This is a genomic window from Vreelandella gomseomensis, assembly GCF_031451645.1.
In the GTDB taxonomy this organism is placed as follows: Bacteria; Pseudomonadota; Gammaproteobacteria; order Pseudomonadales; family Halomonadaceae; genus Vreelandella; species Vreelandella gomseomensis.
Genome location: NZ_JARWAI010000009.1, coordinates 158400 through 182702 on the forward strand (window position 1 = coordinate 158400; position 24303 = coordinate 182702).

The 24303-nt window shown below is 56.1% G+C and carries 26 protein-coding genes; 20 read left to right on the forward strand and 6 right to left on the reverse strand.

The window, feature by feature from the left end; translation table 11 throughout:
- Window positions 1-4: 4 nt before the first annotated feature.
- Both gabT and QC815_RS13060 read left to right on the forward strand, forming a co-directional pair.
- Entirely contained in the window at window positions 5-1276 is a 1272-nt protein-coding gene (gabT, locus tag QC815_RS13055; protein ID WP_310540183.1) for a 4-aminobutyrate--2-oxoglutarate transaminase, read from the forward strand.
- Window positions 1277-1703: 427 nt separating this feature from the next.
- On the forward strand, window positions 1704-2975 hold the full coding sequence (locus QC815_RS13060; RefSeq protein WP_310540185.1) for a DUF6941 family protein: 1272 nt from the start codon (window positions 1704-1706) through the stop codon (window positions 2973-2975).
- An 84-nt stretch (window positions 2976-3059) separates the two neighbouring features.
- On the opposite strand, the gene QC815_RS13065 is transcribed toward QC815_RS13060, so the two are convergent.
- Entirely contained in the window at window positions 3060-4637 is a 1578-nt protein-coding gene (locus QC815_RS13065) for a cryptochrome/deoxyribodipyrimidine photo-lyase family protein (protein WP_310540186.1), read from the reverse strand.
- A 118-nt stretch (window positions 4638-4755) separates the two neighbouring features.
- Between QC815_RS13065 and hmuQ the strand changes: the two genes are divergently transcribed.
- The 7 genes from hmuQ (at window position 4756) to QC815_RS13100 (ending at window position 10898) form a co-directional block, all read left to right on the forward strand.
- Window positions 4756-5058 carry a heme-degrading protein HmuQ gene (gene hmuQ / locus QC815_RS13070; protein WP_310540188.1) on the forward strand — a complete coding sequence of 101 codons (303 nt, stop codon included), beginning with the start codon at window positions 4756-4758 and terminating at the stop codon, window positions 5056-5058.
- Between the two features lie 114 nt (window positions 5059-5172).
- Entirely contained in the window at window positions 5173-6546 is a 1374-nt protein-coding gene (gene aptA, locus QC815_RS13075; protein ID WP_310540190.1) for an omega-aminotransferase AptA, read from the forward strand.
- Between the two features lie 20 nt (window positions 6547-6566).
- The gene (locus QC815_RS13080) at window positions 6567-8063 is read left to right on the forward strand and encodes a CoA-acylating methylmalonate-semialdehyde dehydrogenase (protein ID WP_310540192.1); all 1497 of its coding nucleotides are present in this window, start codon (window positions 6567-6569) and stop codon (window positions 8061-8063) included.
- Window positions 8064-8158: 95 nt separating this feature from the next.
- Window positions 8159-8779, forward strand: a complete 621-nt coding sequence (locus QC815_RS13085; RefSeq protein ID WP_310540194.1) for a TetR/AcrR family transcriptional regulator — start codon at window positions 8159-8161, stop codon at window positions 8777-8779.
- A 69-nt stretch (window positions 8780-8848) separates the two neighbouring features.
- Window positions 8849-9388 carry a type IV toxin-antitoxin system AbiEi family antitoxin gene (abiEi, locus tag QC815_RS13090; protein ID WP_253025467.1) on the forward strand — a complete coding sequence of 180 codons (540 nt, stop codon included), beginning with the start codon at window positions 8849-8851 and terminating at the stop codon, window positions 9386-9388.
- Window positions 9375-10307, forward strand: a complete 933-nt coding sequence (locus tag QC815_RS13095) for a nucleotidyl transferase AbiEii/AbiGii toxin family protein (protein ID WP_310540196.1) — start codon at window positions 9375-9377, stop codon at window positions 10305-10307. The genes abiEi and QC815_RS13095 overlap by 14 nt, the downstream gene beginning before the upstream one ends.
- A gap of 135 nt (window positions 10308-10442) precedes the next feature.
- The gene (locus QC815_RS13100; RefSeq protein WP_310540198.1) at window positions 10443-10898 is read left to right on the forward strand and encodes a nucleotide triphosphate diphosphatase NUDT15; all 456 of its coding nucleotides are present in this window, start codon (window positions 10443-10445) and stop codon (window positions 10896-10898) included.
- 6 nt (window positions 10899-10904) lie between these two features.
- Here QC815_RS13100 and QC815_RS13105 read toward each other — a convergent pair whose 3' ends face one another.
- The gene (locus QC815_RS13105) at window positions 10905-11375 is read right to left on the reverse strand and encodes an Lrp/AsnC family transcriptional regulator (RefSeq protein ID WP_230445807.1); all 471 of its coding nucleotides are present in this window, start codon (window positions 11373-11375) and stop codon (window positions 10905-10907) included.
- Between the two features lie 126 nt (window positions 11376-11501).
- Between QC815_RS13105 and QC815_RS13110 the strand changes: the two genes are divergently transcribed.
- Window positions 11502-12449 (forward strand): nucleoside recognition domain-containing protein, encoded by a 948-nt coding sequence (locus tag QC815_RS13110; RefSeq protein WP_230445808.1) that lies wholly within the window; start codon window positions 11502-11504, stop codon window positions 12447-12449.
- A gap of 91 nt (window positions 12450-12540) precedes the next feature.
- On the opposite strand, the gene hpxO is transcribed toward QC815_RS13110, so the two are convergent.
- Both hpxO and QC815_RS13120 read right to left on the reverse strand, forming a co-directional pair.
- Complete coding sequence (gene hpxO / locus QC815_RS13115) at window positions 12541-13761, reverse strand: FAD-dependent urate hydroxylase HpxO (protein ID WP_310540201.1); 1221 nt, start codon at window positions 13759-13761, stop codon at window positions 12541-12543.
- 349 nt (window positions 13762-14110) lie between these two features.
- Window positions 14111-15103, reverse strand: coding sequence for a LysR family transcriptional regulator (locus tag QC815_RS13120; RefSeq protein WP_230445810.1), 993 nt, complete (start codon window positions 15101-15103; stop codon window positions 14111-14113).
- 87 nt (window positions 15104-15190) lie between these two features.
- On the opposite strand from QC815_RS13120, the gene QC815_RS13125 reads away from it, so the two are divergent.
- From QC815_RS13125 to QC815_RS13160, 8 genes are all read left to right on the forward strand, one after another.
- Window positions 15191-15823: an alanyl-tRNA editing protein gene (locus tag QC815_RS13125; RefSeq protein ID WP_310540204.1), complete on the forward strand. Its 633-nt coding sequence runs from the start codon at window positions 15191-15193 to the stop codon at window positions 15821-15823.
- Window positions 15824-15925: 102 nt separating this feature from the next.
- Window positions 15926-16303: a hypothetical protein gene (locus QC815_RS13130; RefSeq protein ID WP_310540205.1), complete on the forward strand. Its 378-nt coding sequence runs from the start codon at window positions 15926-15928 to the stop codon at window positions 16301-16303.
- Complete coding sequence (locus QC815_RS13135) at window positions 16304-16696, forward strand: 2OG-Fe(II) oxygenase (protein ID WP_310540207.1); 393 nt, start codon at window positions 16304-16306, stop codon at window positions 16694-16696. It abuts the gene before it with no gap.
- Between the two features lies 1 nt (window position 16697).
- Window positions 16698-17357: a LysE family translocator gene (locus tag QC815_RS13140; protein WP_230445813.1), complete on the forward strand. Its 660-nt coding sequence runs from the start codon at window positions 16698-16700 to the stop codon at window positions 17355-17357.
- Between the two features lie 193 nt (window positions 17358-17550).
- Window positions 17551-18012 carry an Hsp20/alpha crystallin family protein gene (locus tag QC815_RS13145; protein ID WP_310540210.1) on the forward strand — a complete coding sequence of 154 codons (462 nt, stop codon included), beginning with the start codon at window positions 17551-17553 and terminating at the stop codon, window positions 18010-18012.
- Between the two features lie 37 nt (window positions 18013-18049).
- Window positions 18050-18451, forward strand: a complete 402-nt coding sequence (locus QC815_RS13150) for an Hsp20/alpha crystallin family protein (RefSeq protein WP_310540212.1) — start codon at window positions 18050-18052, stop codon at window positions 18449-18451.
- A 132-nt stretch (window positions 18452-18583) separates the two neighbouring features.
- Entirely contained in the window at window positions 18584-19636 is a 1053-nt protein-coding gene (locus QC815_RS13155) for a class I fructose-bisphosphate aldolase (protein ID WP_310540213.1), read from the forward strand.
- A 120-nt stretch (window positions 19637-19756) separates the two neighbouring features.
- Window positions 19757-20533, forward strand: coding sequence for a PAAR domain-containing protein (locus QC815_RS13160; RefSeq protein ID WP_310540215.1), 777 nt, complete (start codon window positions 19757-19759; stop codon window positions 20531-20533).
- A 583-nt stretch (window positions 20534-21116) separates the two neighbouring features.
- On the opposite strand, the gene QC815_RS13165 is transcribed toward QC815_RS13160, so the two are convergent.
- Both QC815_RS13165 and QC815_RS13170 read right to left on the reverse strand, forming a co-directional pair.
- The gene (locus QC815_RS13165; protein ID WP_310540217.1) at window positions 21117-21989 is read right to left on the reverse strand and encodes a PhzF family phenazine biosynthesis protein; all 873 of its coding nucleotides are present in this window, start codon (window positions 21987-21989) and stop codon (window positions 21117-21119) included.
- Entirely contained in the window at window positions 21976-22188 is a 213-nt protein-coding gene (locus QC815_RS13170; RefSeq protein WP_310540219.1) for a DUF1127 domain-containing protein, read from the reverse strand. Before QC815_RS13170 ends, QC815_RS13165 begins: the two co-directional genes overlap by 14 nt.
- Before the next feature lie 165 nt (window positions 22189-22353).
- Here QC815_RS13170 and QC815_RS13175 point away from each other — a divergent pair, with 165 nt between their 5' ends.
- Both QC815_RS13175 and QC815_RS13180 read left to right on the forward strand, forming a co-directional pair.
- The gene (locus QC815_RS13175; protein WP_310540221.1) at window positions 22354-23787 is read left to right on the forward strand and encodes an aminotransferase-like domain-containing protein; all 1434 of its coding nucleotides are present in this window, start codon (window positions 22354-22356) and stop codon (window positions 23785-23787) included.
- 190 nt (window positions 23788-23977) lie between these two features.
- Window positions 23978-24256 (forward strand): type II toxin-antitoxin system RelE/ParE family toxin, encoded by a 279-nt coding sequence (locus QC815_RS13180; RefSeq protein WP_310540223.1) that lies wholly within the window; start codon window positions 23978-23980, stop codon window positions 24254-24256.
- Window positions 24257-24303: the final 47 nt, after the last annotated feature.

The following is a 24303-nucleotide window of genomic DNA, read 5'->3' on the forward strand; positions in this document are numbered from 1 at the left end:
GATGATGACTAACCAAGAATTGAACGACCTGAAAAACCGCTTTGTTGCCAACGGTGCCGCCACGCCGACCACCCAGTTTGCCGAGCGCGCCGAAAATGCCGAGCTGTGGGACGTCGACGGCAACCGCTGGATCGACTTTGCGGGCGGCATTGGCGTGCTCAACCTGGGCCATCGCCACCCGAAAATCGTTGCCGCCGTCGAAGCGCAACTGAAGAAAGTCATGCACACCAGCGCGGCGGTGATCTCCTACGCGCCCTACGTACAGCTGTGCCAGAAGCTTTGCGAACTCACCCCGGTGCGCGGCCCCGAGCGCAAAGCGATGCTGGTCAACACCGGTGCCGAAGCGCTGGAAAACGCCGTTAAAATCGCCCGCGCCGCCACGGGCCGTACCGGCATCATCACCTTCGACGGTGCCTTCCACGGCCGCACCATGATGACCCTGGCGATGACCGGCAAGGTGCTGCCCTATAAGGACGACTTCGGCCCGATGCCGGGCGACGTGTTCCGCGCGCCGTTCCCCAACCCGCTGCATGGCATCAGCGAAGAAGCCTCGCTCAACGCCCTGCGCACGCTGTTCAAGACCGATATCGCCCCGCACCGCACGGCGGCCATCGTGATTGAGCCGGTACAGGGCGAAGGCGGTTTCTACATCGCCTCACCGGACTACCTGAAAGCGCTGCGCGCCCTGTGCGACGAGCACGGCATTCTACTGATCGCCGACGAAGTGCAGTCCGGCTTTGCCCGCACCGGCAAGCTGTTTGCCCTGGAACACAGCGGCATCGAAGCGGATATTCTCACCACCGCCAAGAGCCTCGCCAACGGCATGCCGCTCTCGGCGGTGGTCGGCTCCGCCAAGGTAATGGACGCCTCCGGCCCCAACTCGCTAGGCGGCACCTACAGCGGCAACCCGCTCTCCTGTGCCGCGGCGCTGGCGGTCATCGAGGCGATCGAGGAAGAGAACATCCTTGAGCGCAGCGAGCAGATGGGCAAGATGCTCGCCGAGCGTTTCGCGGTATGGGAAGAACGTTTCCCCGCCATTGCCCACGGCCGCCAACTCGGCGCAATGGCGGCGTTCGAGCTTCTCGACAGTGACGGCAAGCCGGACGCGCAGATGACCGGCGCGCTGTGCGCCAAAGCCCGCGAGAAAGGCTTGATCCTGCTTTCATGTGGCTTCTACGGCAACAGCATCCGGATTCTTGTGCCGTTAACCGTATCTTCTGCGGTGTTGGAAGAAGGCTTGAGTATTATCGAGCAGTCTCTGGAAGCGCTTAGCTAATAGCTTTTAGGCAGCACTCAGCCCGCCCAACGTCAGGCAGCGCAAGCTGTTGGCGTTGGGCGGTTTTTTTATGGGCGTTGAAAGCGCAAAGCTGCGATAGTCAGTTGACCTAAGCGCCCTGTGCTAAGCTGGATTTGGTAGGGTAAATGAGAAAAATAGGGGGGCAGGTAAATTCCTTCGTGGAGATGCTGGCAAATGTAGCAGGTGAGAATTTTGGATATGTATCTTAATGAAAACTAGCAGGCATGCCTATCAATGACTTAGCGTGGATTTTGTAAGCACCATTTGCCGGGTAAACGTACCTACATTTTTATCTAATAATAGAGTGGGTAGCCTACAATATCTGTTGGGCATCAAGGAACCTTTTCCGGCGCTAGGCCGTATGTCAATCATGAGATAAAGTGAACGGTTATTTAGCGAGTTTGTGATGGATATGACCGAAAAACCAAAACGCCTAGCACCTAAAAGTGAGGTCATTAGACGACTCTATCTCTTATCGGGTAACCAATGCGCTTTCCCTGATTGTAACCATCCGATCATATTGCGTGATGGGACATATGTCTGCGAGCTCTGCCATATACATGCGGCGGAAAAAGGTGGAGAGAGATTCGATGAATCTCAGACCAATGAAGATCGTCGATCATTCGAAAATCTGATGTTCATGTGCCACGACCATCATGTCATTACTAATGATGTTGATGCTTATCCCCCTGAACGCTTGTGTGAAATTAAGGATAATCACGAATCAAATTTTGCGCAGGGTATCAATAAGCTAGAGCGTACTGAAGGTATTCAAATTTCGGATTCAATAGTTGCAACTGGTGGAACCGGTGGCGCGTCAATAGCTGCAGGGGGAGGTGGTGGCGCAGCCATTGGAGACGGCGCAAGAGCTGGGGATGGTGGCCAGGGGGGGCGTATCACAAATTTCGAAACCTTGGATTTTGAGTCGTTGCTTGCGGTCGAACCTCACGATCTCAGAAATTTCGGAACTGGTGGGCAAGGCGCTCCGGCGGTAGGGAATGGGGCTGTAGCCGGGAACGGAGGTGGCGGTGGAAACGCAGTCACCAGTCTTATAGACGGTGAGATACTCAAACGAATTGGCGCTACAAAAATTCAAGTGAGAGTCGGAAAGGGTGGGAAGTTCGGAGGGCAAGACGGGCAGCCGTCTGGGTACGATTTAATTGACGACCAAGGCAACATCTTGGTCTCCGTAAATGCGCCGGGAGGAAAAGCTGGTAAAACACCAAAAGCAAGTGCGGATGAAACAGGCTATTCTCCAGAGTTGGCTTGTTCCGATGTATCTGACACTTATATAAAGGCGGCGTTTTTTGCGAATTCAGTTGAAATCCATCCGTCCGGCTTGTTTTCGGTTCTGTCAGGTGGATGGGATCAATTCTGCAGTGATAAATTCCCGTTTAAGCCACAGTGGCCGATCATTATTCATCTGGCTTTAGGGGGCGTGAGGCCTGGCGGAACACTTAAGCTCCAAGTATTTCTAATTCAGCCGGACAGCAGCGAGGTCGAGTTGGAGTCGATTGATATCGAACGCGATAACACCACAAGTAATCCGTCCACAGTCATTTTTCGAATACTCAAGCCCGAGGTTACTTCTCCAGGGTTATGGGTGTTCTCCATACGTTCGCCACAACGGGAACTGACTAGGCTTCCGATAAATGTTCAATGCATAGCTCCCTCTTAGTGACGTTGATGCCCAACAAGTGGTTGCAGGCGACGTTTTGACTATTTGGATGGACTCTACTGAGGCCTGGAATTTCATTGACTGCTAATCATCAAGCCCGCCATCGCCAAAAAGCGAAAGCTGCTGCCGATTTTCGGCCTTCGCTTTTTTACCACGCCGAGGAGGCGGTCGACGCTGGCTAGCAAGCTTATCCACAATCGCCTGGCTGGCGTCTCTGGCCTTTGGCGTACGACGCAGCTCATACAGCATTTTTTTCCAGTGTCTCGCCTCTTGTTCAAAATCGTGGGGTAGCGGGTAGTGCTCGCCGGGCTGAAAGCCGAAATGTTTTTGCAGGCTTTCGGGCAAGGCCCAGGGTTTGGCGCGCCACTCCAGCGGCAGGGCAGTTAACTCCGGCACCCAGCGGGCGATGAACTCGCCGCTGGGGTCGTTATCCTCCGCTTGCTTGATGGGGTTGTAGACCCGCAGCGCGTTGGTGCCGGTGGCGCCCGCCTGCATCTGCACCTGGGGGTAGTGAATGCCCGGCTCGAAATCGGTAAACAGCCGCGCCAAGTGCAGGGCGGGTTCGTACCAGTGCAGCCCGAGGCCAAAGGTGGCGTGGGAGATCAGCATGGCGCGCATGCGAAAGTTGATCCAGCCGGTGGCGATCAGGCTGCGCATGCAGGCATCCACCAGCGGCACCCCGGTTTGGCCGCGCTTCCAGGCGATCAGGTTGGGGTGGTCGGGATCGCGTTCGCGCAGGTCGCGCAGCGCCGGGTGCAGCGTCTGATACTCGATACTGGGCTCGCTTTCCAGCTTTTGGATGAAGTGGCAGTGCCAGTAAAGCCGGGAGGTAAAGGCGCGCAGCGAGCGAGCCCAGGCGGTGTCTTCAGCATGCTTTTGCCGCTGGCGGCGCAGGGACTGGACGACTTCGCGCATGGAAAGCGTGCCCCAGGCCAGATGCGGCGACAGCCGTGAACCGAACTCCCAGGCCAGTAATGGCTTCGAGAGCGAGCCGCGGTAGCGACGCCCGCGCTGGCTGACAAAGCTGCGCCATAGCGCACGCCCTTCACGGCGACCGCCGGGCTGGCGCTCAGGGCAGGGCGTGGTGTCAAATCCCAGCGTCAGGCCGTGAAGCTGTCTAACGTCAATATGGTGGAAAGCCTGCCAGCCCGGAGCCGCCTGAGCGTTTTGCGGGGCAGGGAAGGTAGGTGCCGTCATCAGTGCTTCCCAATGCGGCTCCCACCGGCTCTGATGCCCTGTACGGCTAGTCAATCCCCGTATCACACCCTGCTGGCGGGCTTCCTGCCAGGCAACGTTGTGCTGGCGGCACCAGCGATGAACCTCTTTGTCGCGCTCGAAGCTCCAGGCGTTGCCGGTTTCCTGGTGGGAGTGAAGGGTGATATGGCCGTAATGGGCTTTCAGAGCGTCCAGCAGATCGACCATATTACCCTGCCAGAGACACAGCGGCAGGCCGAGTGTCTCGAGGGCATGGGCAAGGTCTACAAGCGAGTCAGCGGCAAACTGCCAGTGGCGCAGCGCGCTGTCCGACGCCTGCCACTGGCCGGCCTCGATCGCGAAAACCGGCAGCACGGGGCCCGCCGCCGCGGCATTCGCCAGCGGTTCATGGTCATGCACGCGCAGGTCGCGCTTGAACCAGACAACGTGAAGGTGGGTATTCGCCATAGCTCGCCGAGTGGGAAAGGGCTATCCGCCGTTACGCCATGACGTTACCATCAAGCCACGGCAGGCGTAAGCGCGCTGTCCCTTATCAACAGGCGGATTTATCAACGGGAGAGTATTGATGTATATCGCGATGAACCGTTTCCGGATTGCCCCAGGCCGCGAAGAGGACTTCCTTGAGGTGTGGCGCAACCGCGACTCTCACCTGGATGAAGTGCCGGGGTTCAAGCAGTTCCAGATGCTTCAGGGCGAAAGCCAGGAAGACCACACCGTGTTTATCTCTCACAGCGTCTGGGAATCGGAAGAGGCCTTCCGCGATTGGACCAAGTCAGACGCGTTTCGCAAGGCCCATGCCAACGCCAAGGCACCGGAAGGCTTCTACCTGGGGCCGCCCAAGTTCGAGGGTTACGAGGTGGTGTTGTGAGGCGTCGGGCGTTACGTATAGATTCTCTAACGTGAGCTAAAGAAAAGCGTAATTTTACAAACGTGTTCAGTGGCGCATGCTGAGGTAATGCCGCATAGCGATGGAGCTGGACACATGTTTGGACTAACAAGCAAAACACCCCCGCAAGCCTCGGAGGACGCGACACAAGAGCGCTCCTCCACTACCGAGCTGAACCAGCATTACTGGATGCCGTTCAGTTCGAATCGCGACTTTCGCGCCAACCCCCGGGTGATTACCGGGGCGGAAGGCCGCTATTACATCGATGACCAGGGCCGTAAGCTGTTCGATTCGCTTTCCGGCCTCTGGACCTGCGGTGCGGGCCACAACCGGGAAGAGATTCAGAAAGCCGTGGCGGCGCAGCTCGGCACTCTCGACTTTGCCCCCGGCTTCCAGATTGGCCACCCGCTGGCGTTCAAGCTGGCGGAAAAGGTGGCAAGTCTCACGCCTGCCGGGCTCGACCATGTGTTTTTCACCAACTCGGGGTCAGAAGCCGCCGATACCTCGGTCAAAATGGCCAAGGCTTATTGGCGCCTGAAGGGCAAGCCCGAGAAGACCCGCATGATCGGCCGCGCCAAGGGTTATCACGGCGTCAACATTGGCGGCACCAGCCTTGGCGGTATTGGGCCTAACCGTAAACATTACGGCCCGTTGATGGACGTGACGCACCTGCCGCATACGCTGCAGGCTGGCCAGGCGTATACCAAGGGCCAAGCTGACACCGGTGCCGAGCTTGCCGATGCGCTGCTCGATCAGATCGCCTTACACGACGCATCGACTATTGCCGCGGTGATTGTCGAGCCGATGTCTGGCTCGGCGGGGGTGATCGTGCCGCCCAAAGGCTACCTGGATCGGCTGCGCGAGATCTGCACCGCCCACGATATCCTGCTGATTTTCGACGAGGTGATCACCGCCTTCGGACGCAGCGGCGCGACCACCGGTGCCGAAGCCTTTGGCGTGACGCCGGATATCATGAACGTCGCCAAGCAGATTACCAACGGCGCCATTCCCATGGGCGCGGTAATTGCGTCCAGCGAGATTTTCGACACCTTCATGCACGCGGGCGGCCCGCAGCACGCCGTCGAGTTTCCCCATGGCTATACCTACAGCGCCCACCCGGTGGCCTGCGCCGCGGGGCTTGCTGCGCTTGACATGATGGAGCGCGACAACTTCCCCGCTCAGGTCAATGCCATTGCGCCCACCTTTGAGCAGAAGCTTCATGCCCTCAAAGGTCGTCAGCACATTGTGGATATCCGCAACTACGGCCTGGCCGGGGCGCTTCAGCTAGCCCCCCGTGACGGAGACCCAACGATTCGCCCCCGCGATGCGCACATGGCGCTCTGGGAAGTAGGCTTCTACGTGCGCTACGGCGGTGACACGCTGCAGTTTGGCCCTCCCTTTGGCACCACCGAGGCCGAGTTGGAGCGGCTGTTCGACGCGGTGGCGACCACTCTGGATTCGCTGGCATAACCTATTTCGGAGCTTAAAAAATGAGTGTTGTTTCCCACCTGATTAACGGCGAGCTGGTTGAAAGTCAGCGTACGCTGGACGTTACCAACCCCTCAACGGGCAAGGTGATCCGCCAAGTGGTAGACGCAAGCGCTGCCGACGTCGAGCAAGCGATTGCCGCCGCCCAGGCGGCGTTTCCCGCCTGGCGCGATACGCCGCCCAACAAGCGCGCCCAGGTCATGTACCGCTTCAAGCAGTTGCTCGAAGATAACGCTGACCGCCTGGTGCAGCTGGTCAGCGAGGAGCACGGCAAAACCCCGGAAGACGCCATGGGGGAGCTCAAGCGCGGCATTGAAAACGTCGAGTACGCCTGCGGCGTGCCGGAACTGTTGAAAGGCGAGTACTCCCATAACGTCGGGCCGGGAATTGATGCCTGGTCCAACTTCCAGCCCTTGGGCGTGGTGGCGGGTATTACCCCGTTCAACTTCCCTGCCATGGTGCCGCTGTGGATGTACCCCATGGCGATTGCCTGCGGTAACACCTTTATCCTCAAGCCGTCGGAAAAAGATCCCTCCGCAGCCATGGCGGTGGCGGAACTGCTCCAGGAAGCCGGGCTCCCCAACGGCGTGATGAACGTGGTGCACGGCGGTCGCGAAGCGGTGGAAACGCTGCTCGATGCCAAGGCCGTCAAAGCCATTTCGTTTGTCGGCTCCACCCCGGTGGCCGAGGCGATCTATAGCCGTGGTTCGGCGGCTGGCAAGCGTGTTCAGGCCTTGGGGGGAGCGAAAAACCACGCCGTGGTGCTGCCGGATGCCGATCTGGAGAACGCCGCCAATACGCTGATGGGCGCCGCCTACGGCAGTTGCGGCGAGCGCTGCATGGCGATCTCTGTCGCCGTATGCGTGGGCGATGAGACCGCCAATCGGCTGGTGGAAACCATGCTGCCCAAAATCGCCCATCTGAAAGTCGGCCCTGGCACCGAGAAAGGTCTGGACATGGGGCCACTGGTGACGGCAGAGCATCGCGATAAAGTGCTGAGTTTCATCGAAGACGGTGTCAATGCCGGGGCAACGCTGGTCGCCGATGGCCGTAAGTTGGCAGTGCCGGGCCATGAAGAAGGCTACTTTGTCGGTGGTTGCCTGTTCGACAACGTCACCGCCGAGATGCGCATTTACCAGGAGGAGATCTTCGGGCCGGTGCTGTGTGTCGTTCGGGTGGGCAGTCTGGATGACGCCATGCAGCTGATCAACGACCACGAGTACGGCAACGGCACCTGCCTGTTCACCCGCGATGGCGAAGCCGCCCGCCGCTTTACCGATGGCATCGAAGTCGGCATGGTCGGGGTCAACGTACCGCTGCCGGTGCCGGTGGCCTACCACAGCTTTGGCGGCTGGAAGCGCTCGCTGTTCGGCGACCTTCACGCCTACGGGCCCGACTCTGTACGCTTCTACACTCGCCGTAAGGCGGTATCCCAGCGCTGGCCGTCGGTCAGTGAAGCGACCCAGGCCGAGTTCTCTTTCCCAGCCAATCAGAGTTGACGTCCTGGGGTAACTAGGACATCTTCTCAGCACCATCGCCCGGCGGTGGTGCTTTTTTTGGTGCGTACTTCAGGCGTAAAAGGGACGAGGACAGCGTGGCAAGAACCCAGGACGAAATTCGGCAAACCAACGTAAAAAAGATTCTTCAGGCGGCGGAGCAGCTGTTTGCTGAAAAGGGCTATGCCGGCGCCTCCATGGGCGAAATCGCCCAGATGGCCGATATTCCCAAGTCCAACGTGCACTACTACTTTTCGACTAAAAAAGCGCTTTACCAGGATGTGTTACTGGAGCTTCTAGAGGTCTGGAAGCAGGATGCGCTCTGCTTCGAGCTCTACGATGACCCCCGCGTGGTGCTCTCCACCTATATTCGCGCCAAGATGAATCACTCCCGCAATCGTGCCCACGGCTCAAAAGTATGGGCGGCCGAGGTGATGCAGGGCGCCCCTATCCTTAAAGAACGCCTGCGGGATAACCTTTACGAATGGGCCAAGCTCAAGGAGGCCAAGATTCGTGAATGGATCGAGACGGGCCAGATCAATCCCGTCGAGCCTTCCTATCTGCTCTACATGATCTGGGCGTCGACCCAGCACTACGCCGACTTCGACTACCAAATCTACCTGCTCAACGACGACCAACCGCTTGACGACCTACAGTTCGAAAAAGCCGTGCAGTCGGTGACCTCGGTCATACTTCGGGGGATCGGGCTGACGGCGTGAGCGAAAAAGTGGCTTGAAGGCATTTAAGTGTACATCTATGCTATGTATATATAGTCTAGGTGTGCATTTATGAATCACATGGTCGCCCGCCAACGCTTGGATGCATGGGATCGCCAGGGGCGCACAATCTTCACGCTTCGAGATCTTGCCAAGCTCTTCCATGAAGATAACTCGAAAACGCTACAGGAAGGGGTGAACCGCCTCCGTCGCCATGGAGTGCTGGAGAGTGTTGCGCGGGGCATCTATCACTATACCCTGTCTCGAACGCCAGATGCTTATCGACTGGAGCGTATCGCCCGGGCCATGCGGCGCGGCGAATACAGTTACGTCTCCTTAGAGTCGGCTTTATCTGAATATGGCGCTATCTCACAGATTCCGGTTGATCGACTGACCGTTATGACCACCGGCCGAAAGGGCACTTATCGCACGCCTTATGGCACCATCGAGTTCACCCATACACGCCGCCCAGTCACCGAGCTGATGGGGCGCATGAAAGATATTGGTCGGCCCCTCAAGATAGCGACGCCCGAGGCTGCTTGGGCTGATCTGAAACGTGTAGGGAGAAATACCCACCTAGTGGATATCGAGGTGCTAAATGAGCCGGATTGAGCCGGGAGATTATGAAAAGCTGGTGGCGCAAGCCATGGAGGATCCAGCGCGTAAAGCCATGCGCCCGGTGATTGAAAAGGAACTGCTCCACTTCGATATTCTCTATGCCCTTGATAGAGAAGGCTTGCTCGACACATTGACATTTCAAGGCGGGACTTGCTTGCGACTTTGTCGGGGGTCACCCAGGTTTAGTGAAGACTTGGATTTTGCGGGAGACCGAGACTTCAAACGCGAAAACTTTACGCAGATCAAAGAGTGTCTTGTAGATTATATGAGCAGCCGCTATCGCCTTGAGGTCTCGGTGAAAGCACCTAAAGAACTCAGAGACGATCCTCGATACGCCGATGTAAGAGTCGATAAGTGGCAGGTCGCCGTCGTAACCGCACCCATGCGACCAGACATCCCGAAGCAGCGAATCAAGCTGGAGATCGCAAACATTCCTGCTTATACCCGCGAGGCGCATGCTATCCAGGTTCATTATCCTTTTCTGCCTGATGGGTACAGTGATCTATTGGTGGTCACTGAGAGTAACGATGAGATCATGGCGGACAAGCTCGTCTCGTTGGTAAACACCGAAAAGTATGTACGCCATCGGGACATCTGGGATCTGCAGTGGTTGAAGCAGCAGGGTGCAAAACTCAACCTTGATTTACTCCATCGCAAACTGGCGGATTATAGCGTTGAGGATTACTCAGCCAAGGCTCGCTACATGATTGAACGGTTGCCAGCCATCATTTCAGGCACTGCCTTCTACTCAGAAATGACGCGATTTCTACCCACTGACACGCTGGCGCGAACGCTGGATAACCCGCGATTCGCCGACTTTTTGTCGCGAGAACTGACAACAATGCTTGGTTCGGTTGTCGCAACGCTAGACGAGCCTGATCCAAATACACCGCCGGATGAGTTTAAGCTTTGAAGACCAATTTCTTGCTAAACGACGACCTACAGTTCGAAGAAGCCGTGCAGTCGGTGACCTCGGTGATTTTGCGCGGGATTGGGCTGACGGCTTAAGTGAACTAAGTGCTCTAACTAATCTGAAAAGGGGATAATGATGGACAATATCGGACAGCCTGTCATCGGTGCTGGCGCTATTCTTGTCCGGCCTGACGGAGCAGTGCTGCTTGGCTACCGCGATAAGCCCGGCGAGTCGCCAAGCTGGTGTTTGCCGGGTGGACATGTTGATGCGGGAGAGTCATTTGAAGCGGCGGCTGTTCGCGAAATTGCCGAAGAAACGGGGATTTCCGGTCTGCGGTACCCAAAGTTGCTGGCGATAACCCAGAACTTGAATAGCGCCGTCTCTATAGTGACAGGGGCAGTACTTGCCAACGTAGAGCAGGAGGCTGAGGCATTAGTGCTTGAGCCGGAAGTATTCACTCAATGGCGCTGGTTCCGTCCTGGTGCGCTTCCCATGCCGTTATTCCCGGCCAGCCAAGCGGTACTTGCCCACTGGCAGGGCCATGAGCCGCCCGTCGGCTGGCTGACGTATCCCATTGCTCCAGTAGCGTGAATCTTGCTATGTAGAGAGCAAGCTTTCCATCGGTACCGACGTCTCAAACTTATGCCGCTTACGCGACAGTAACGTGCGGAACTTACGCAGGTTGTCGTCGCCATAGAGTACTTGGTCGCAGAAGCGGTCGTACTCATCTAAATCAGCCACCGTCACAATCAATACAAAATCACACTCGCCGGTTACCTGATAGCATTGCTTCACTTCAGGGGCGCTTAGCGCGGATGTTAAAAAGCGCTGGTAGAGCAACTTGTTATCCCGCTCCATCGTCACCTCCACCACCATATGCAGGCACTGCCCAAGGGCGTCAGGATTGAGCAGCGCCACCTCCCGTTCGATGATCCCCGCGTCGCGCAACCGCTTAACCCGCTTTAAACAGGCAGAGGGAGAGAGCCCTATCTCATCCGCTAACGCCTGATTGGTCAGGCTGGCGTCATGCTGTAGCTGGTCAAGGATTCGTCGATCAATGGCGTCCATGAAATAAAATGCTCTTTCTGTGCTTATAAAGAACGAATAGTGATTGTTAGTGCGGTATTGAAAAGAAGATTCTGCATTGCCTCCATTACCATAACGATTATTCAGATGATGGCAATGGAGCGCTAGATGCGTAAGAGTATTTATCACCTATTGGATGGTTTATGTAGCGTTCTCAAAGACGCACTGCGGGTATACGTGACGCTACTCAAAATCCTGATTCCGGCATTGCTCATCGTCAAAGGGTTAGAGTGGTTGGGGGTTATCGATGGGTTGGGAACGGTACTGGCCCCCTTAATGAGCATACTTGGCCTGCCCGACCAGTTGGGCGTTGTATGGGCGGCGGCGCTCTTTACCAACTTGTACACCGCCATTGCGGTATTTCTTCAAGTAGCTGGTGATATGCACCTAAATGTCGAGCAAGTGACGGTGCTAGGGGCGTTAATGTTGGTAGGGCACTCGATTCCTGTTGAGGGCGCGGTTGCCAAGCGCGCGGGGGTGCCCTGGTGGGCCACCATAGTCCTGCGTGTCGGCGGGGCTTTGCTGTTTGCTTGGTTGTTACACTGTTTTTACTCAACGTTGGGTTTAATGCAGGCACCGGTTGAGCTGATGTGGCAGCCAAGCTTTTCATCAGAGCCAACGCTAAGCGGTTGGGCCGTTGCTCAGCTTGAAACCTTAGCGCTTATTTTTGTGATTATTTTCGCGCTGATAGTACTCCTCAAACTTTTACAAAAGCTTGGCCTTGAGCGTTGGATTCATCTGGTGTTGCGACCGCTGCTCAAGCTATTGGGCATGGGCCGTTCGGCCGCTAATGTAACGGTGATTGGGTTCACGTTGGGGCTAAGCTATGGCGCCGGGCTGCTGATCCGTGACGTGCAAAACGGTGTGCTTGGCAAGCGCGATAGCACGCTAGCGCTATGCTTTCTCGGCCTCTGCCATAGCGTTATAGAGGATACGCTGTTGATCTTAACGCTCGGGGCCGACGTGGTGGGCGTCTTGTGGGCACGGCTGCTGTTTGCCGTTGTGGTTGTTGCGATTATTGCTCGCTGGCCCAACGCCATGGTGAATAATAAATAAGTAATTGCATAATAGAGGCGTATTGACTGGCCACCTCCGTGATCTTACGGGAGAACGGGCTGGGCAGATCCCCTCTTCAAGTCAGTTGGGGTTACCCCAGCGGCCCGCCGGTCACCGTGGTCTTCAAGCCGTCAATAATGGCTTGACCATCTTCGTTCTTGAGTTCGTCGTACCAGGCTTGGGTGTGAGTGGCGTCGTGCCCATGGATCATCGCGGCGCGCTTGCGGGCGCGCTGGACGATTTCGCCCACCCGGTCGACGCGTGCCCGGTCGTACTGGGCCAGAGCGCTGTCGATGGCCGCTGACGTATCGGTATTTTCTTCCAGCGCACGCGCGAGCGCCTGGGAGAGCACCCAGGCGTCTTCCATCGCCTGGCAGCCGCCCTGGCCTAGGTCTGGTGCCATGCCGTGAGCGGCATCCCCCAGCAGGGCAACGCGGGGAGCGGTGAGCGAATCCAGCGGCGGAATATCGTAGATTTCCACGCGGGCCATGCGCGCCGGGTCAAAGCGCTCAATCAGCGCCTGCACGGGCTCGGCCCAGCCCGCGAAGTGTTCGCGCAATTCATCGCGGTAGTGGTCGGGGTCGTTGGTGGTACCTGCCGGGAGCGGCACGTCAAAGAAGCAGTAGAACTCCTGAGCGCCTTCTTCGTTGCCGCCACTGCCCATGGGCATAAAGGAAACCCGCTTGGCGTCACCCACGTACTGGTCCCAGTGACTCAGCGGTGCCAAGGCTTCATCAGCAGGCACGCGGACGTTCCAGTTCACGTAGCCGACGTATTGGCGCTCCACCGGATGGCCTACCAACTTGCTGCGCAGCTTTGAATGCGTACCTTCTGCCACGACCAGCAAGTCGGCATTCAGACTTTCGCCGTCATCAAAATGCGCCGCCACGCCGTGCTGGGTGACCGTGTAGCCAATGCATCGGCGGCCAAACTGGATGTGCTCGGTCCCGACGGCGTCCAGCAGTGTCTGTTGGAGGGCGGCGCGGGCAATCGGACAGACGCGCTGGCCGACATCGCCAAACAGCGGTGCCAGGCTGAAGTCGGTCAACGTCTGGCCTGTCTGGGTGAGATAGCGCATCTGGGTCATCTCGCCGCTCAAGCCCTCGATGGTCTCACCCAGGCCCAATTGGTGCATGACCTTGACGCCATTCGGCCATAGCGAAATCGCCGCGCCCACCGGGCGTATGGTCGCCACACGCTCTACAACGGTGACGCGGTGGCCTTGCTGTTGGAATGCCAGAGCGGTGCTCAGCCCGCCAATGCCCGCGCCGATAACGAGAATATTGAGAGATGTGGTAAGAGGGCGGGTCATGGCAAACTCCTTTATCAGTTAGTGGTCTATGAACCCAAGTTGAGGCATTGATTCCCCATCAATGGTTTAGCTTGGCCTTGCTGTTTTGTATACAAGAATTGTTTCCCAACTGAACCGTAATATCAATGTTGGTTTCTTAATTGTTGTCAGTATTTATAAGTGATTGAAATTAAAGTTTGAATTTGGGTCGGCGTCGGTATAAACGTCTAGCTGTAAACTCTTATGTGCATCGCCTTCGTGCTCGACTAAATGGCGCACCCCGTCACCAGTTGCCCTGTCTATGTTATCGGCAATCTGCCCCACTATTCAGTTAGCCGCCGGGTGAGTACAGCAATGTGCCTGCATGACGCTAAAATGACGCCTCAGGCGATTCGTATGGAGGGGCTGATAGTTCCGGTTCCTGGGGTGACTTTTTATACAAAGTGGGTTCCTGACCCAATCGCTCGGCCATGAAACTGATAAAAGCACTAAGCTTCGGCGGCAGATATCGCGTCGGTGGATAAAGCACCCAGGCCTCGCCACAATAATAATGGGTCTTGAATTTCCATTCCGGAAGTACTTGTACGATATGTCCCTGCTGCAACGCATGGCGAGCGGTGAAGTACGGCAAACTGCCAATGCCAAGATGCTGTAACACCGCGTCAAGCCTTGCCCCAGTGTGATTGACCGCATATCGGCCACGCACATTGACGTTCACTTTCTTGCCATCGAGCTGGAATTTCCAGCGGGAATCACCGGGCTCCTCGCCTAGAAAAATGCAATTGTGCACTTTCAAATCGTGCGGATGCGTTGGTGTGCCGTGACGCTCAAGGTATTCCGGCGTCGCACAAAGCATATGGTCGATGTCAATGAGCTTTCGCCCCATAAGACCCGGTGAAGGGCGATCAGTAATGCGGATTGCCAGATCCACCTGATCATCAATCAAGTCCACATAGCTGTCCTTGAGCTGTAACTGAACGTCGATTTTGGGATAACGCGCCAGGAAGTCGGGAATGTGGGGGTGGACGACGAAACGTCCTACCGCCTTCGGCACACTGACGCGTATCAGACCCTGCGGCTCCGGGTCGAACTGCCCGGAAACGGCCATCACGGCCTGCGCTGCGCTCACCATGTCCACGCAACGTCTATGCACCTCATGACCGCTTTCGCTTAGCCGCAGTTTGCGGGTCGTGCGCTGCAGCAGCCGGGTGCCCAATGCCTTCTCCAGGCGGGCAACCGAGCGGCTGATCGCCGAGGGCGTTGCGCCCAGCTGGCGTGCCGTTTCTGAAAAGCTGCCGGTTTCGACGACCTTGACGAAGACCGCCATTTCGCCCAACAGGGCGACCATCTGATTTGTGCTCATGAGGCAAAGAACATTTGAATTTACGTTGGATTATCGCAGCCGTTCTTTATCAATACAATTGATAATTAATGATAGAGGAGCCGAGCTATGACGCGAAAGTTGTATTGGGAAGGCGGCATAACGGAATCTGAAGTTGAAGTTATATATTGCGAAAAATTGGCTGATGGCGGGTATAGCGTGCGGTTGAATGCAACTCCCTTTCACCCGCAGGGAGGTGGGCAACCCGCAGACGTGGGCTGGATCGATGAAGCGGAAGTGTTCGCTGTGGAAGTGGTGGACGGGAATATTATCCATTACACCCACCAGGAGGTTGGCTCTGGTTCAGCTTTCGCCAGGGTGAATGTCGATCAACGCCAACGTCATTCCAGTCTGCATTCGGCTGGACATCTAATTGGTCACGCGCTTGAAGCGTTCGCTTGGCGACCCGTCAAGGCACACCACTGGCCCGGAGAGGCGCGAGTGACCTTTAAACCTACTGACGATGCTCAGGCTGTCGATGTGGAAGAGGTACAAAACCTTTGTGAAAACCTGATTGCTCGCAACCTCCCTTGCAAGGTCAAGGTAGATGAAAAGCAATTCCGTCAGGTTGGCTTCGGTGAACTAAAACCCTATGGATGTGGCGGAACTCACGTCGCGGAAACGGCGGATCTGCAAGGCCTCCAGATATTGTCGGTGAACCTGAGGAAAGGTCGGTTAATCGTTCAGTACGACATTCAATGATCTAGCCATGATCCCGCTGCTTATGTCGGTGACGTTACAGGAGCCAATAAACGTTGCCTGCCATCCGGTAAGTGGCTGAAAAGATAATTAACAGGGGGAAGTATGTTGATCGAACTGGATGATTTAAAGCAGGGGGCGGTCGAGAGGCTGGCGCGTGAAGAAGTTCTGGCGGTTCGTGTACGTCACTTTATTGACGAGGACATTGCCGCCAGGCTTTCCGAGCAGATCATGGAGCGCGGGCTTCAAAAATACTTGAATGCACCCAGTATTGGCCGGATTGGGATGGTCTTTTACGAAGCAGAGAACCAGCCGCCACTCATCGCTAATTATTTCGAGAGTGTTTTCGACAACATCAATGAACTGAGGAAGCGCTGCGCACCTTATGTATCCCCTATCGATTTGCTCAGGTGCGTATTGGACGAAATATGGCCGGCAGGTGCTCAGCTCCAAACGCTATATGGTCGAAAGATGTATGTCTGATTGTCGCGTGCTGTTAAGCCAGGCGTCACTTTCCTGGCCCATCACGATATCTTCGCCAAAGACGCACCCAACAGTTTCCAGGCTTGTAGCTTACAGGCGCAAATGGCTGCAAACGTCTACCTATCCATGCCCGACGAGGGTGGCACGCTGCAGATATGGGATCAGCAGCTGTCTGCAGAGGCTTTCGATGAGATGCGAGGTGACAGTTATGGCATTGATCCAACGCTTCTGGGAGCGGCCACTTTGGAGGTATGCCCAGAGGCCGGAGACCTGATCCTGTTCAACTCACGCAAGATGCATGCCGTAACACCGGGCTCCGAAGGGATGCGCCTCAGCCTGTCTTGTTTCGTGGGTTATCGCGGCCCAGCGACCCCGCTCTCCTTTTGGAGTTGATATGACACCGGATTATCTGGGGGAATTTCTTGCCCTGGCCGCCATACACTTTCTTGCAGTCGTGGCGCCGGGGCCGGATTTCGCCGTCACGATTCGCCAGAGCGTGCTCTATGGGAGGCGTCTAGGCATCGCTACGGCGGTCGGCATTGGGGCCGGTATCTCGGTACATGTGATCTATACCTTGCTGGGGGTCGGCGCGTTGATGCACACAACCCCCTGGTTACTGAGTGCGGCCGAGTTGGTGGGCGGAGCCTACCTGTTATATCTCGGCGTCACGTTCATCCGGCAGGCAGGTAAGCACACAGCCGGGCTGGCGCTGGATGCTGGATCCGAGACAGGGGCAAGGAATTTTCACCAGTCGTTCGCGCTGGGGTTTCTGACCAATGCGACCAACCCCAAGGCGACGCTGTTTTTCCTGGCCGTGTTCACGACTGTGGTCAGTGATTCGACGCCATTGCGCATTCAAATGCTTTATGGCAGTTGGATGTGCCTGGTCAATGCCGGTTGGTTCGTATTGGTCAGCCTTGTGTTCACCAGCCCGCCTGTTCGCGAGCGTTTTCTGCGTATTGGTCACTGGTTCGAGCGGTTGATGGGAGTGCTGCTCATCGCCTTTTCGATGCGTTTGTTATGGGGGCTCGGAGGCATGATGGTTACTTTTTAAAAATGAGAAAAATGTCCGCTTTCAGTTGGTGCTACATGCCCCTCTTGATGCGCTAAAAAATTGCCATCCAGCCCCTTGAAAATCGACTGACTGCTCTTATCTTTCTGAGCGAAGAGGCTGCTTCTGTGGAGTGCGTAAGAGGCCGCCTCTTATCGCAATCCCCCCAATCGGCTTAACGTAGGAGGTGTTCGATATGTTCGATGATCTCAAGCGTTTTGATGTTGGCTCACCTCGCCAACTGGACTGGTTCCGCCAGTTGTTGGACGACTTTTTGCCCGATGGCAATGCGATGGATATACGCGCAGTGCCCAATGGCAGCTTCCCGATGATCAATGTGGCCCGTAGCGATGAAGCCGTGCACGTTTATGTGTTTGCGGCGGGGCTGGACGCTACGGATCTCACCATTGATGTTCAGGACAATGTGCTGACCCTTCGCGGCAAGCGTGAGTCTGTCATTGGCAATAACGATGGCGATCGCTCGCGTCCGGTATTCCGTCGCGAACGCGTCAGCGGTGATTTTGTGCGCGCCATTGCGCTGCCGGATGGCGTGGATGCCGAGCGGGCTGAAGCCCGCCATGCTCACGGGGTGTTCGAGATCGTGCTGCCCAAGCGCGAGGAGCTCAAGCCGCGTCGTATCGATGTTCAGGCGGCGTAAATCATGGTTGTTAACCTTGAATAAGGAGGGATAAATCATGAATAACGTTGTTCGTTCATCTAATAACCAAACCTCGCTTCAACAGCGGGATGAAGACAAGAACCCGCAGGAAACGCTGCTGCCAGCAGTGGATATTGTCGAGGAAGATAATGCCATCAAGCTGGTTGCCGACATGCCTGGCGTTACCAACGACTCACTGCGTGTCGAGCTCGACAATAACGTGCTGAGCTTGGAGGGCGAAATAAACCTGAACATGCCCGAAGGGCTGAGCGCGCTCCATGCTGAGGTGCGTGGTCGGCGTTTCGCACGCCGCTTCAACCTCAGTCACGAAATAGACGGTGACGCGATCACGGCACGTATCGTCAATGGTGTGCTGACGGTAACGCTGCCCAAGAAAGATAATCATCGCACGCGCCGTATCGAGGTACAGGCAGCGTAAAACGAAGCTGATGCTTAGCTGCCCCGGCACTCTAGAGTGCGCGGGGCGGTACTTTCCCTAGTCGCAATTTAAGCTCTATGCTCTACATAAGGAGTGTTCGATACTTCCCTTATCGATAGAGAGGATTGCGTCATGACGGATATAACCGCGTTGCTCGGCAGTGATGCCGAGAGTTTGCTTAATCACACCTGCCAGGGCGTCCCCCGCGACAGCTTGCACTTACCCGGCCCCGATTTTATTGACCGTGTCATGGCGGATAGTGACCGTCGACCGGCGGTGCTGCGCAATATGCAGAGCCTGTTTAATCATGGCCGCTTGGCGGGCACCGGCTACCTAAGCCTACTGCCGGTAGATCAAGGCATCGAGCACTCGGCGGGTGCCTCCTTTGCCCCGAACCCGCGCTACTTCGACCCGGCCAATATCGTTGAGCTGGCGCTTGAAGGGGGCTGCAATGGCGTCGCGTCGACGCTTGGGGTTCTCTCTTCCGTGGCACGGCGCTACGCCCACAAGATCCCGATGATGTTGAAGCTCAACCACAACGAGACGCTTAGCTACCCGGCGATGTATGACCAGACGCTGTTTGCTGATGTTGAGCAGGCCCACGACATGGGCTGTGTGGCGGTCGGGGCGACGATTTACTTTGGCTCCCATGAAAGCCGTCGGCAAATAATGGAGATCAGCGAGGCTTTCGAGCGTGCCCACCAACTGGGAATGGTCACCGTGTTGTGGGCCTATCTGCGTAACCCTGCCTTCAAGCAGGAAGGTGCCGATTATCACGTTGCCGCCGATCTCACCAGCCAGGCCAACCACATGGCTGCAACGCTCAAGGCGGATATCGTCAAACAGAAGCTGCCCGAGAACAACGGCGGCTATAAGGCGGTCGGTTTCGGACATACCCATGAGAAAGTCTACAGCGAACTGACCACTGATCATCCCATCGACCTGGCCCGCTATCAGGTCGCCAACTGCTTTATGGGCCGCGCCGGTTTGATCAATTCCGGCGGTGGCTCCAAAGGGCACTCCGATCTCGGCGAAGCGGTACGCACGGCGGTGATCAACAAGCGGGCCGGTGGTATGGGCTTGATCTCGGGGCGTAAAGCGTTCCAAAAACCGATGCAGGAAGGCGTTGAACTGCTGCATGCGATTCAGGATGTCTATCTCTCCAAGGACGTGACGATTGCCTGATGGTTGGCTATTGGTTAACTGTGGGCCCTAAGTGTGGACCAGGAAACTTGATGAATATTAGTCGCGGTTAAATAATCGTCATATTGAGATGTTTATAAAGGCATACACTTAAGGAGCTACATGGTGAGCGGAAAACCAACAGCACGTATTACTGATTCTACCGCATGCCCTGTGCCAGGGCATGGTACAAACCCATTGGTACAAGGCTCGCCAAATGTTTTTTACGATGAATTGCCCGCCGCAAGGTTAGGCGACGAATCCGCATGTGGCAGCCCGATTACCCAAGCGGTTGCATACTCTGTGATCATCAATGGAAAACCTGCCGCGACTCTGGGTAGCGTCGGTGCCCATGGCAATACCGTTAGCAGTGGCTCAAGAACGGTCATTATTGGTGACGTTGCTATTGGTAGCGCACCTCCGATCAAAACATTGACCACGGATGACGAAGGAATGGGACCCGGGGGTAATCATGAGGCAGAAACCAACGCTAGCCGAGTCGATGCGCTGGGGAAAGAACCAAGCCGTGCGACTTCTGCTCAGGCGTTGCCACAATCTTTGAATAATGGCGACGATAGCTCTAGAGAGCAAGTTTTGGGAGACGAGCAGGAACCTCCTGTAGTTAACATGGCAGAGGATAGACGGGAGAGCATTGTCAACGATACTCCGGCGTTATTCGAGGTAGCCGATAACCCACATGCTTCTGGCCAAGAACCATGGTATGCATTCGATGTATTCGAAGAAGTTAATGAGAACGAGCAGGCATTCGAGGCGGTTGGTAGGGAGGTGGGCATAGAGCCAAGGTTGTTGAAGGCCATCGCGCACATTGAAACAACGCATGGTTATTACGATAGAATTCACCCCCGGAATACATCATTCCGGCCCATGAACATAAACTAAGAATATTGGAAGCCCATCGCGGATGAGGCGGGCTTTACACGGTATGAGGTGGTCAATTATCCATACCCCAACATCTACGTTGCTGCAGTTCTGCTGAAAAGAATTCAAGCTAGGGTTGTTCCTTCCAGCATCGAGAAGGTCGCAAGTATCTACAATGCTCTTGGTGCAGAACATGTAAATGACTATGGTGCCCGAGTGCAGTTAATCTACGGTCAAGAACTATGGGAAGGTGGAGGTGAATAAAAAGCGGATCAAAGTGCTATATTTACTTGTTTCAATAGCGCTTGCCTTGATTATTGCGTCACTAATGGTTTATGTGGCGCTTGATCATAACCCTCAAGGGGAGTTTTGCGCGTATTCAAGCGACATGTCTTCTTGCGAGTACCAGTACGGGGCCATCGCTTCTGTATTTTTAGGGTGGCTGTTTGTGTCCCTGTTTGTCTTTGCGGTGCCAGCGGTGTTGGTGTGTGTCATCAGTCAATGCATTGGCTTTTTCAGATTATTGATCCGGCGATAACTTGGAGTCGACAGCCATTTGCTTGGAATACCAAAGCCCTCATATCGGTGTGCGGTATGGGGAGAGCTAATGTCCCGGGTAAAACACGCCCCTGCCCACCACCACAGCGTTACCGCCCACTTCCACAAAGCCTGTTTTGATCCCGCCATTCGCAGCAGTGTGGATAACGCTGGGCCTACCCATCTCAACACCCTGATGAATCTGGCACTGCAAGGCATCTGGCTGAAGGGAGGCCAAATAGCCGGTCAATGCGGCTGCGGCACTGCCGGTGGCGGGGTCTTCGCAAAGGCTGTTCTCCATGGAAAACATACGACTATGAAGAAGCCTCTCGGCACTGTGTAGCTGTTCAGCGACATATAGGTAGATCTGCTCGGCACTGCTGTGTGCGACGGCATTTGCCCAGGTGGTTGTTGAAATGCGCACCTTCTCCAGAGCGGTGATATCTGCTAGCTCGATCAAATGAAAGGGCAGGCCAAAGGAAGCCAGCACCGGGTTGCCAACCACCTTATGCGCCTCAAGCCCAAGTAGCTCGGCGGCGGTTGCGTGATCAAGGTTGCTGTCCGCGATGCTTGCAGGTTGGGCAGTGGTAAACGTTGCCCTTCCTTGGTTATAGCGTACCGCCAGTTCGCCAATAGGTGGCTGAAGCACGACGGTTTGCTCGCGATTGACGAGATTTAAAGCGGCCAATAGATGCGCGGTGCCTACCGTGGGGTGTCCTGCAAAGAGCAGTTCCTGAGTAGGAGTAAATATCCGCATGGGAAAATGGTTCGGCCTGGTGGCGGCGCTCAAAAACACCGTTTCAGCCAGGTTCAATTCATTGGCAAGCGCTTGCATGGTGCTGGTCTCAAGCTCTCCAGCCTCTGAAAAGACGGCCAGTGGATTGCCGGTAAACGGCTGGTCGGTAAATACATCCAGCAGGTAATACTCAACGGTTTTCATAAGGCCCCCTGTCAACAGACGCATGTTTCCAAAACGGTTTGCGGCCCTCTCTCTGGGCCTGCTCGCGGCTAATGCCGACATCCTCCAGCAGCCGGTTATCGAGCGTTAACAGATGGCGGCGACTGCGGCGGCATTGTTGATAGTAGCGAAGTTGATAACCTAGCTGATAGCGGAGTCGGGTAAGGCTGAAGCGCGGCATGGCGAATCCTCCGTGGTGTGTGCCAGACCAGATTACTCAGCGCTGATGTTTTGATACAGATATAGAGTTTATTGTTTTTAAGATACAGAAGGGCGTGCTATACCTCTGTATGGCGGTTTCTGGGTACGTCTGTATCGTTATCGGGTTGTGGAGGAGGAGGGTGTTATGACGCGCTATGAAGAAGTGGCGACCATTTTGCGGGAGCGTATCGAGCACGGTATTTACCGCGTTGGGGATCGCCTCCCCTCGATTCGTGCGGTCTGCCAGGAGCTGGACGTCAGCATTTCCACCGCCCAGGAGGCCTACCGGCAACTGATGGATGTGGCATTGATCGAGTCGCGGCCCAAGTCGGGCTACTTCGTGCTGCCTAGCCGCGCGCCGTCGGTGCTGCCGTCGGTCTCCCGGCCTGCCCAGCGCCCGTTGGATGTTTCCCAATGGGACCAGGTGCTGGAACTCGTCGCTACTCAACGCGACGACGACCGGCTTCTGTTGGGGCGTGGGGTGCCCAATCTCGAGTATGAAACGCTGCGGCCACTGTCGAAAATCCTCGCTGGCCTGCATCGCAGCACTGATCTGAACGGATTCAACTACGATAAGCTGGGCGGTAGCCCCGAGCTGCGCGAGCAGGTGGCGCGGCTGGCGATTGCGTCCGGCTGCCTGCTGCACCCGGACGACATCATGGTGACTACCGGATGCCAGGAAGCACTGGCTATCGCGCTGCGTACACTGACCGAGCCTGGCGATGTGGTGGCCGTGGACTCACCCAGCTTTTACGGCACCATGCAGATTCTCAAGGCCAACGGCTTAAAAGCGCTGGAAATCCCTACCGACCCGCAAACCGGCATCAGTCTGGAAGCGCTGGAATTGGCGCTGGAGCAGTGGCCGATCCGCGCGATACAGGTCACGCCGACCTACAACAATCCCTTGGGCTACACAATGCCTGAAGCACGCAAGCGGGCGCTGTTTCAGCTTGCTCAACGCTTTGATGTGGCGATTATCGAAGACGATATCTACGGTGATTTGTCATTCTCCCTGCCCCGGCCGCGCACTGTGAAATCCTTCGATGACGATGGCCGCGTCATGTTGTGCAGCGGTTTTTCCAAAACCGTGGGGCCGGGGTTGCGGGTGGGCTGGCTTGCGCCGGGGCGCTATCGTGATCAGGCGTTGCATATGAAGTATGTCTCCACCGGTGCCTCGGCGACGCTGCCGCAGCTGGCCGTGGCGGAGTTCGTCGCCAAAGGTCATTATGAACGCCACCTGCGTTTCGCTACCCGCCAGTATCAGCGCCAGCGCGACATCATGATCAGTTGGGTGCAGCGCTATTTTCCCGAGGGATCAGGCATCAGCTACCCCGAGGGCAGCTTCCTGCTCTGGGTGGAGCTGCCTGCAGCGGTGGACTGTGTGCGCCTCAATGAACGCTTGGCACAGCATGCTATCCACGTGGCACCGGGCTCGCTGTTTTCAGCCTCGGGCAAGTTCCGCCAGTGCTTGCGGCTGAACTACGCTTTCACACTCACGCCTAGTATCGAAGCCGCCGTGCGAACGGTAGGCGAGCTTGCCACCGAGATGGTGGAGGAGGCGCAGGCGTCGCTCATCTAAAACGACAGGATCGGTCAATAAGCACACCTAATGAACGCCCTGCACGAGCCATCCCCAGTTGCTGTTCCCCACAGGCGTGGGGATGAACCGTATAAGGGGTGTACCCATAATGCCTATTCATTATTGATGCGTGTGGCGTTACGCGCTACAATATATGCAGGTTCGACGGCAAGGGAGGCAAAGCGATGCGATGATAAAGAAAATCAAACACAAAGGACTGAAACGGCTTTATGAGCGGGGGGAGCCCCAGGGAGTACAGCCTAACCATGTAGACGATTTAAGAGACATACTGGCAGCACTGGATGCCGCAACCAAACCAAGTGATATGGATTTACTGGGTTTTGATTTCCATGGCTTGAAAGGTGATAAGAAGGGCTTTTTTTCAGTGCATGTAAACGGTAATTGGGTAGTGATATTTACGTTTGATGGGAAAGATGCACACCTTGTTGATTATTTAGACTACCACTGACAGCGGCGCTCCTTGATAACCGACACGATACGGTTATCAAGGGCCAC

What these genes read in the sequence shown, in the direction of transcription:
- gabT (WP_310540183.1), top strand. Translation starts at nt 5, where the DNA reads ATGACTAACCAAGAATTGAACGACCTGAAAAACCGCTTTGTTGCCAAC.
- QC815_RS13060 (WP_310540185.1), top strand. Translation starts at nt 1,704, where the DNA reads ATGGATATGACCGAAAAACCAAAACGCCTAGCACCTAAAAGTGAGGTC.
- QC815_RS13065 (WP_310540186.1), bottom strand. Translation starts at nt 4,637, where the DNA reads ATGGCGAATACCCACCTTCACGTTGTCTGGTTCAAGCGCGACCTGCGC.
- hmuQ (WP_310540188.1), top strand. Translation starts at nt 4,756, where the DNA reads ATGTATATCGCGATGAACCGTTTCCGGATTGCCCCAGGCCGCGAAGAG.
- aptA (WP_310540190.1), top strand. Translation starts at nt 5,173, where the DNA reads ATGTTTGGACTAACAAGCAAAACACCCCCGCAAGCCTCGGAGGACGCG.
- QC815_RS13080 (WP_310540192.1), top strand. Translation starts at nt 6,567, where the DNA reads ATGAGTGTTGTTTCCCACCTGATTAACGGCGAGCTGGTTGAAAGTCAG.
- abiEi (WP_253025467.1), top strand. Translation starts at nt 8,849, where the DNA reads ATGAATCACATGGTCGCCCGCCAACGCTTGGATGCATGGGATCGCCAG.
- QC815_RS13095 (WP_310540196.1), top strand. Translation starts at nt 9,375, where the DNA reads ATGAGCCGGATTGAGCCGGGAGATTATGAAAAGCTGGTGGCGCAAGCC.
- QC815_RS13100 (WP_310540198.1), top strand. Translation starts at nt 10,443, where the DNA reads ATGGACAATATCGGACAGCCTGTCATCGGTGCTGGCGCTATTCTTGTC.
- QC815_RS13105 (WP_230445807.1), bottom strand. Translation starts at nt 11,375, where the DNA reads ATGGACGCCATTGATCGACGAATCCTTGACCAGCTACAGCATGACGCC.
- QC815_RS13110 (WP_230445808.1), top strand. Translation starts at nt 11,502, where the DNA reads ATGCGTAAGAGTATTTATCACCTATTGGATGGTTTATGTAGCGTTCTC.
- hpxO (WP_310540201.1), bottom strand. Translation starts at nt 13,761, where the DNA reads ATGACCCGCCCTCTTACCACATCTCTCAATATTCTCGTTATCGGCGCG.
- QC815_RS13120 (WP_230445810.1), bottom strand. Translation starts at nt 15,103, where the DNA reads ATGAGCACAAATCAGATGGTCGCCCTGTTGGGCGAAATGGCGGTCTTC.
- QC815_RS13125 (WP_310540204.1), top strand. Translation starts at nt 15,191, where the DNA reads ATGACGCGAAAGTTGTATTGGGAAGGCGGCATAACGGAATCTGAAGTT.
- QC815_RS13130 (WP_310540205.1), top strand. Translation starts at nt 15,926, where the DNA reads ATGTTGATCGAACTGGATGATTTAAAGCAGGGGGCGGTCGAGAGGCTG.
- QC815_RS13140 (WP_230445813.1), top strand. Translation starts at nt 16,698, where the DNA reads ATGACACCGGATTATCTGGGGGAATTTCTTGCCCTGGCCGCCATACAC.
- QC815_RS13145 (WP_310540210.1), top strand. Translation starts at nt 17,551, where the DNA reads ATGTTCGATGATCTCAAGCGTTTTGATGTTGGCTCACCTCGCCAACTG.
- QC815_RS13150 (WP_310540212.1), top strand. Translation starts at nt 18,050, where the DNA reads ATGAATAACGTTGTTCGTTCATCTAATAACCAAACCTCGCTTCAACAG.
- QC815_RS13155 (WP_310540213.1), top strand. Translation starts at nt 18,584, where the DNA reads ATGACGGATATAACCGCGTTGCTCGGCAGTGATGCCGAGAGTTTGCTT.
- QC815_RS13160 (WP_310540215.1), top strand. Translation starts at nt 19,757, where the DNA reads ATGGTGAGCGGAAAACCAACAGCACGTATTACTGATTCTACCGCATGC.
- QC815_RS13165 (WP_310540217.1), bottom strand. Translation starts at nt 21,989, where the DNA reads ATGAAAACCGTTGAGTATTACCTGCTGGATGTATTTACCGACCAGCCG.
- QC815_RS13170 (WP_310540219.1), bottom strand. Translation starts at nt 22,188, where the DNA reads ATGCCGCGCTTCAGCCTTACCCGACTCCGCTATCAGCTAGGTTATCAA.
- QC815_RS13175 (WP_310540221.1), top strand. Translation starts at nt 22,354, where the DNA reads ATGACGCGCTATGAAGAAGTGGCGACCATTTTGCGGGAGCGTATCGAG.
- QC815_RS13180 (WP_310540223.1), top strand. Translation starts at nt 23,978, where the DNA reads ATGATAAAGAAAATCAAACACAAAGGACTGAAACGGCTTTATGAGCGG.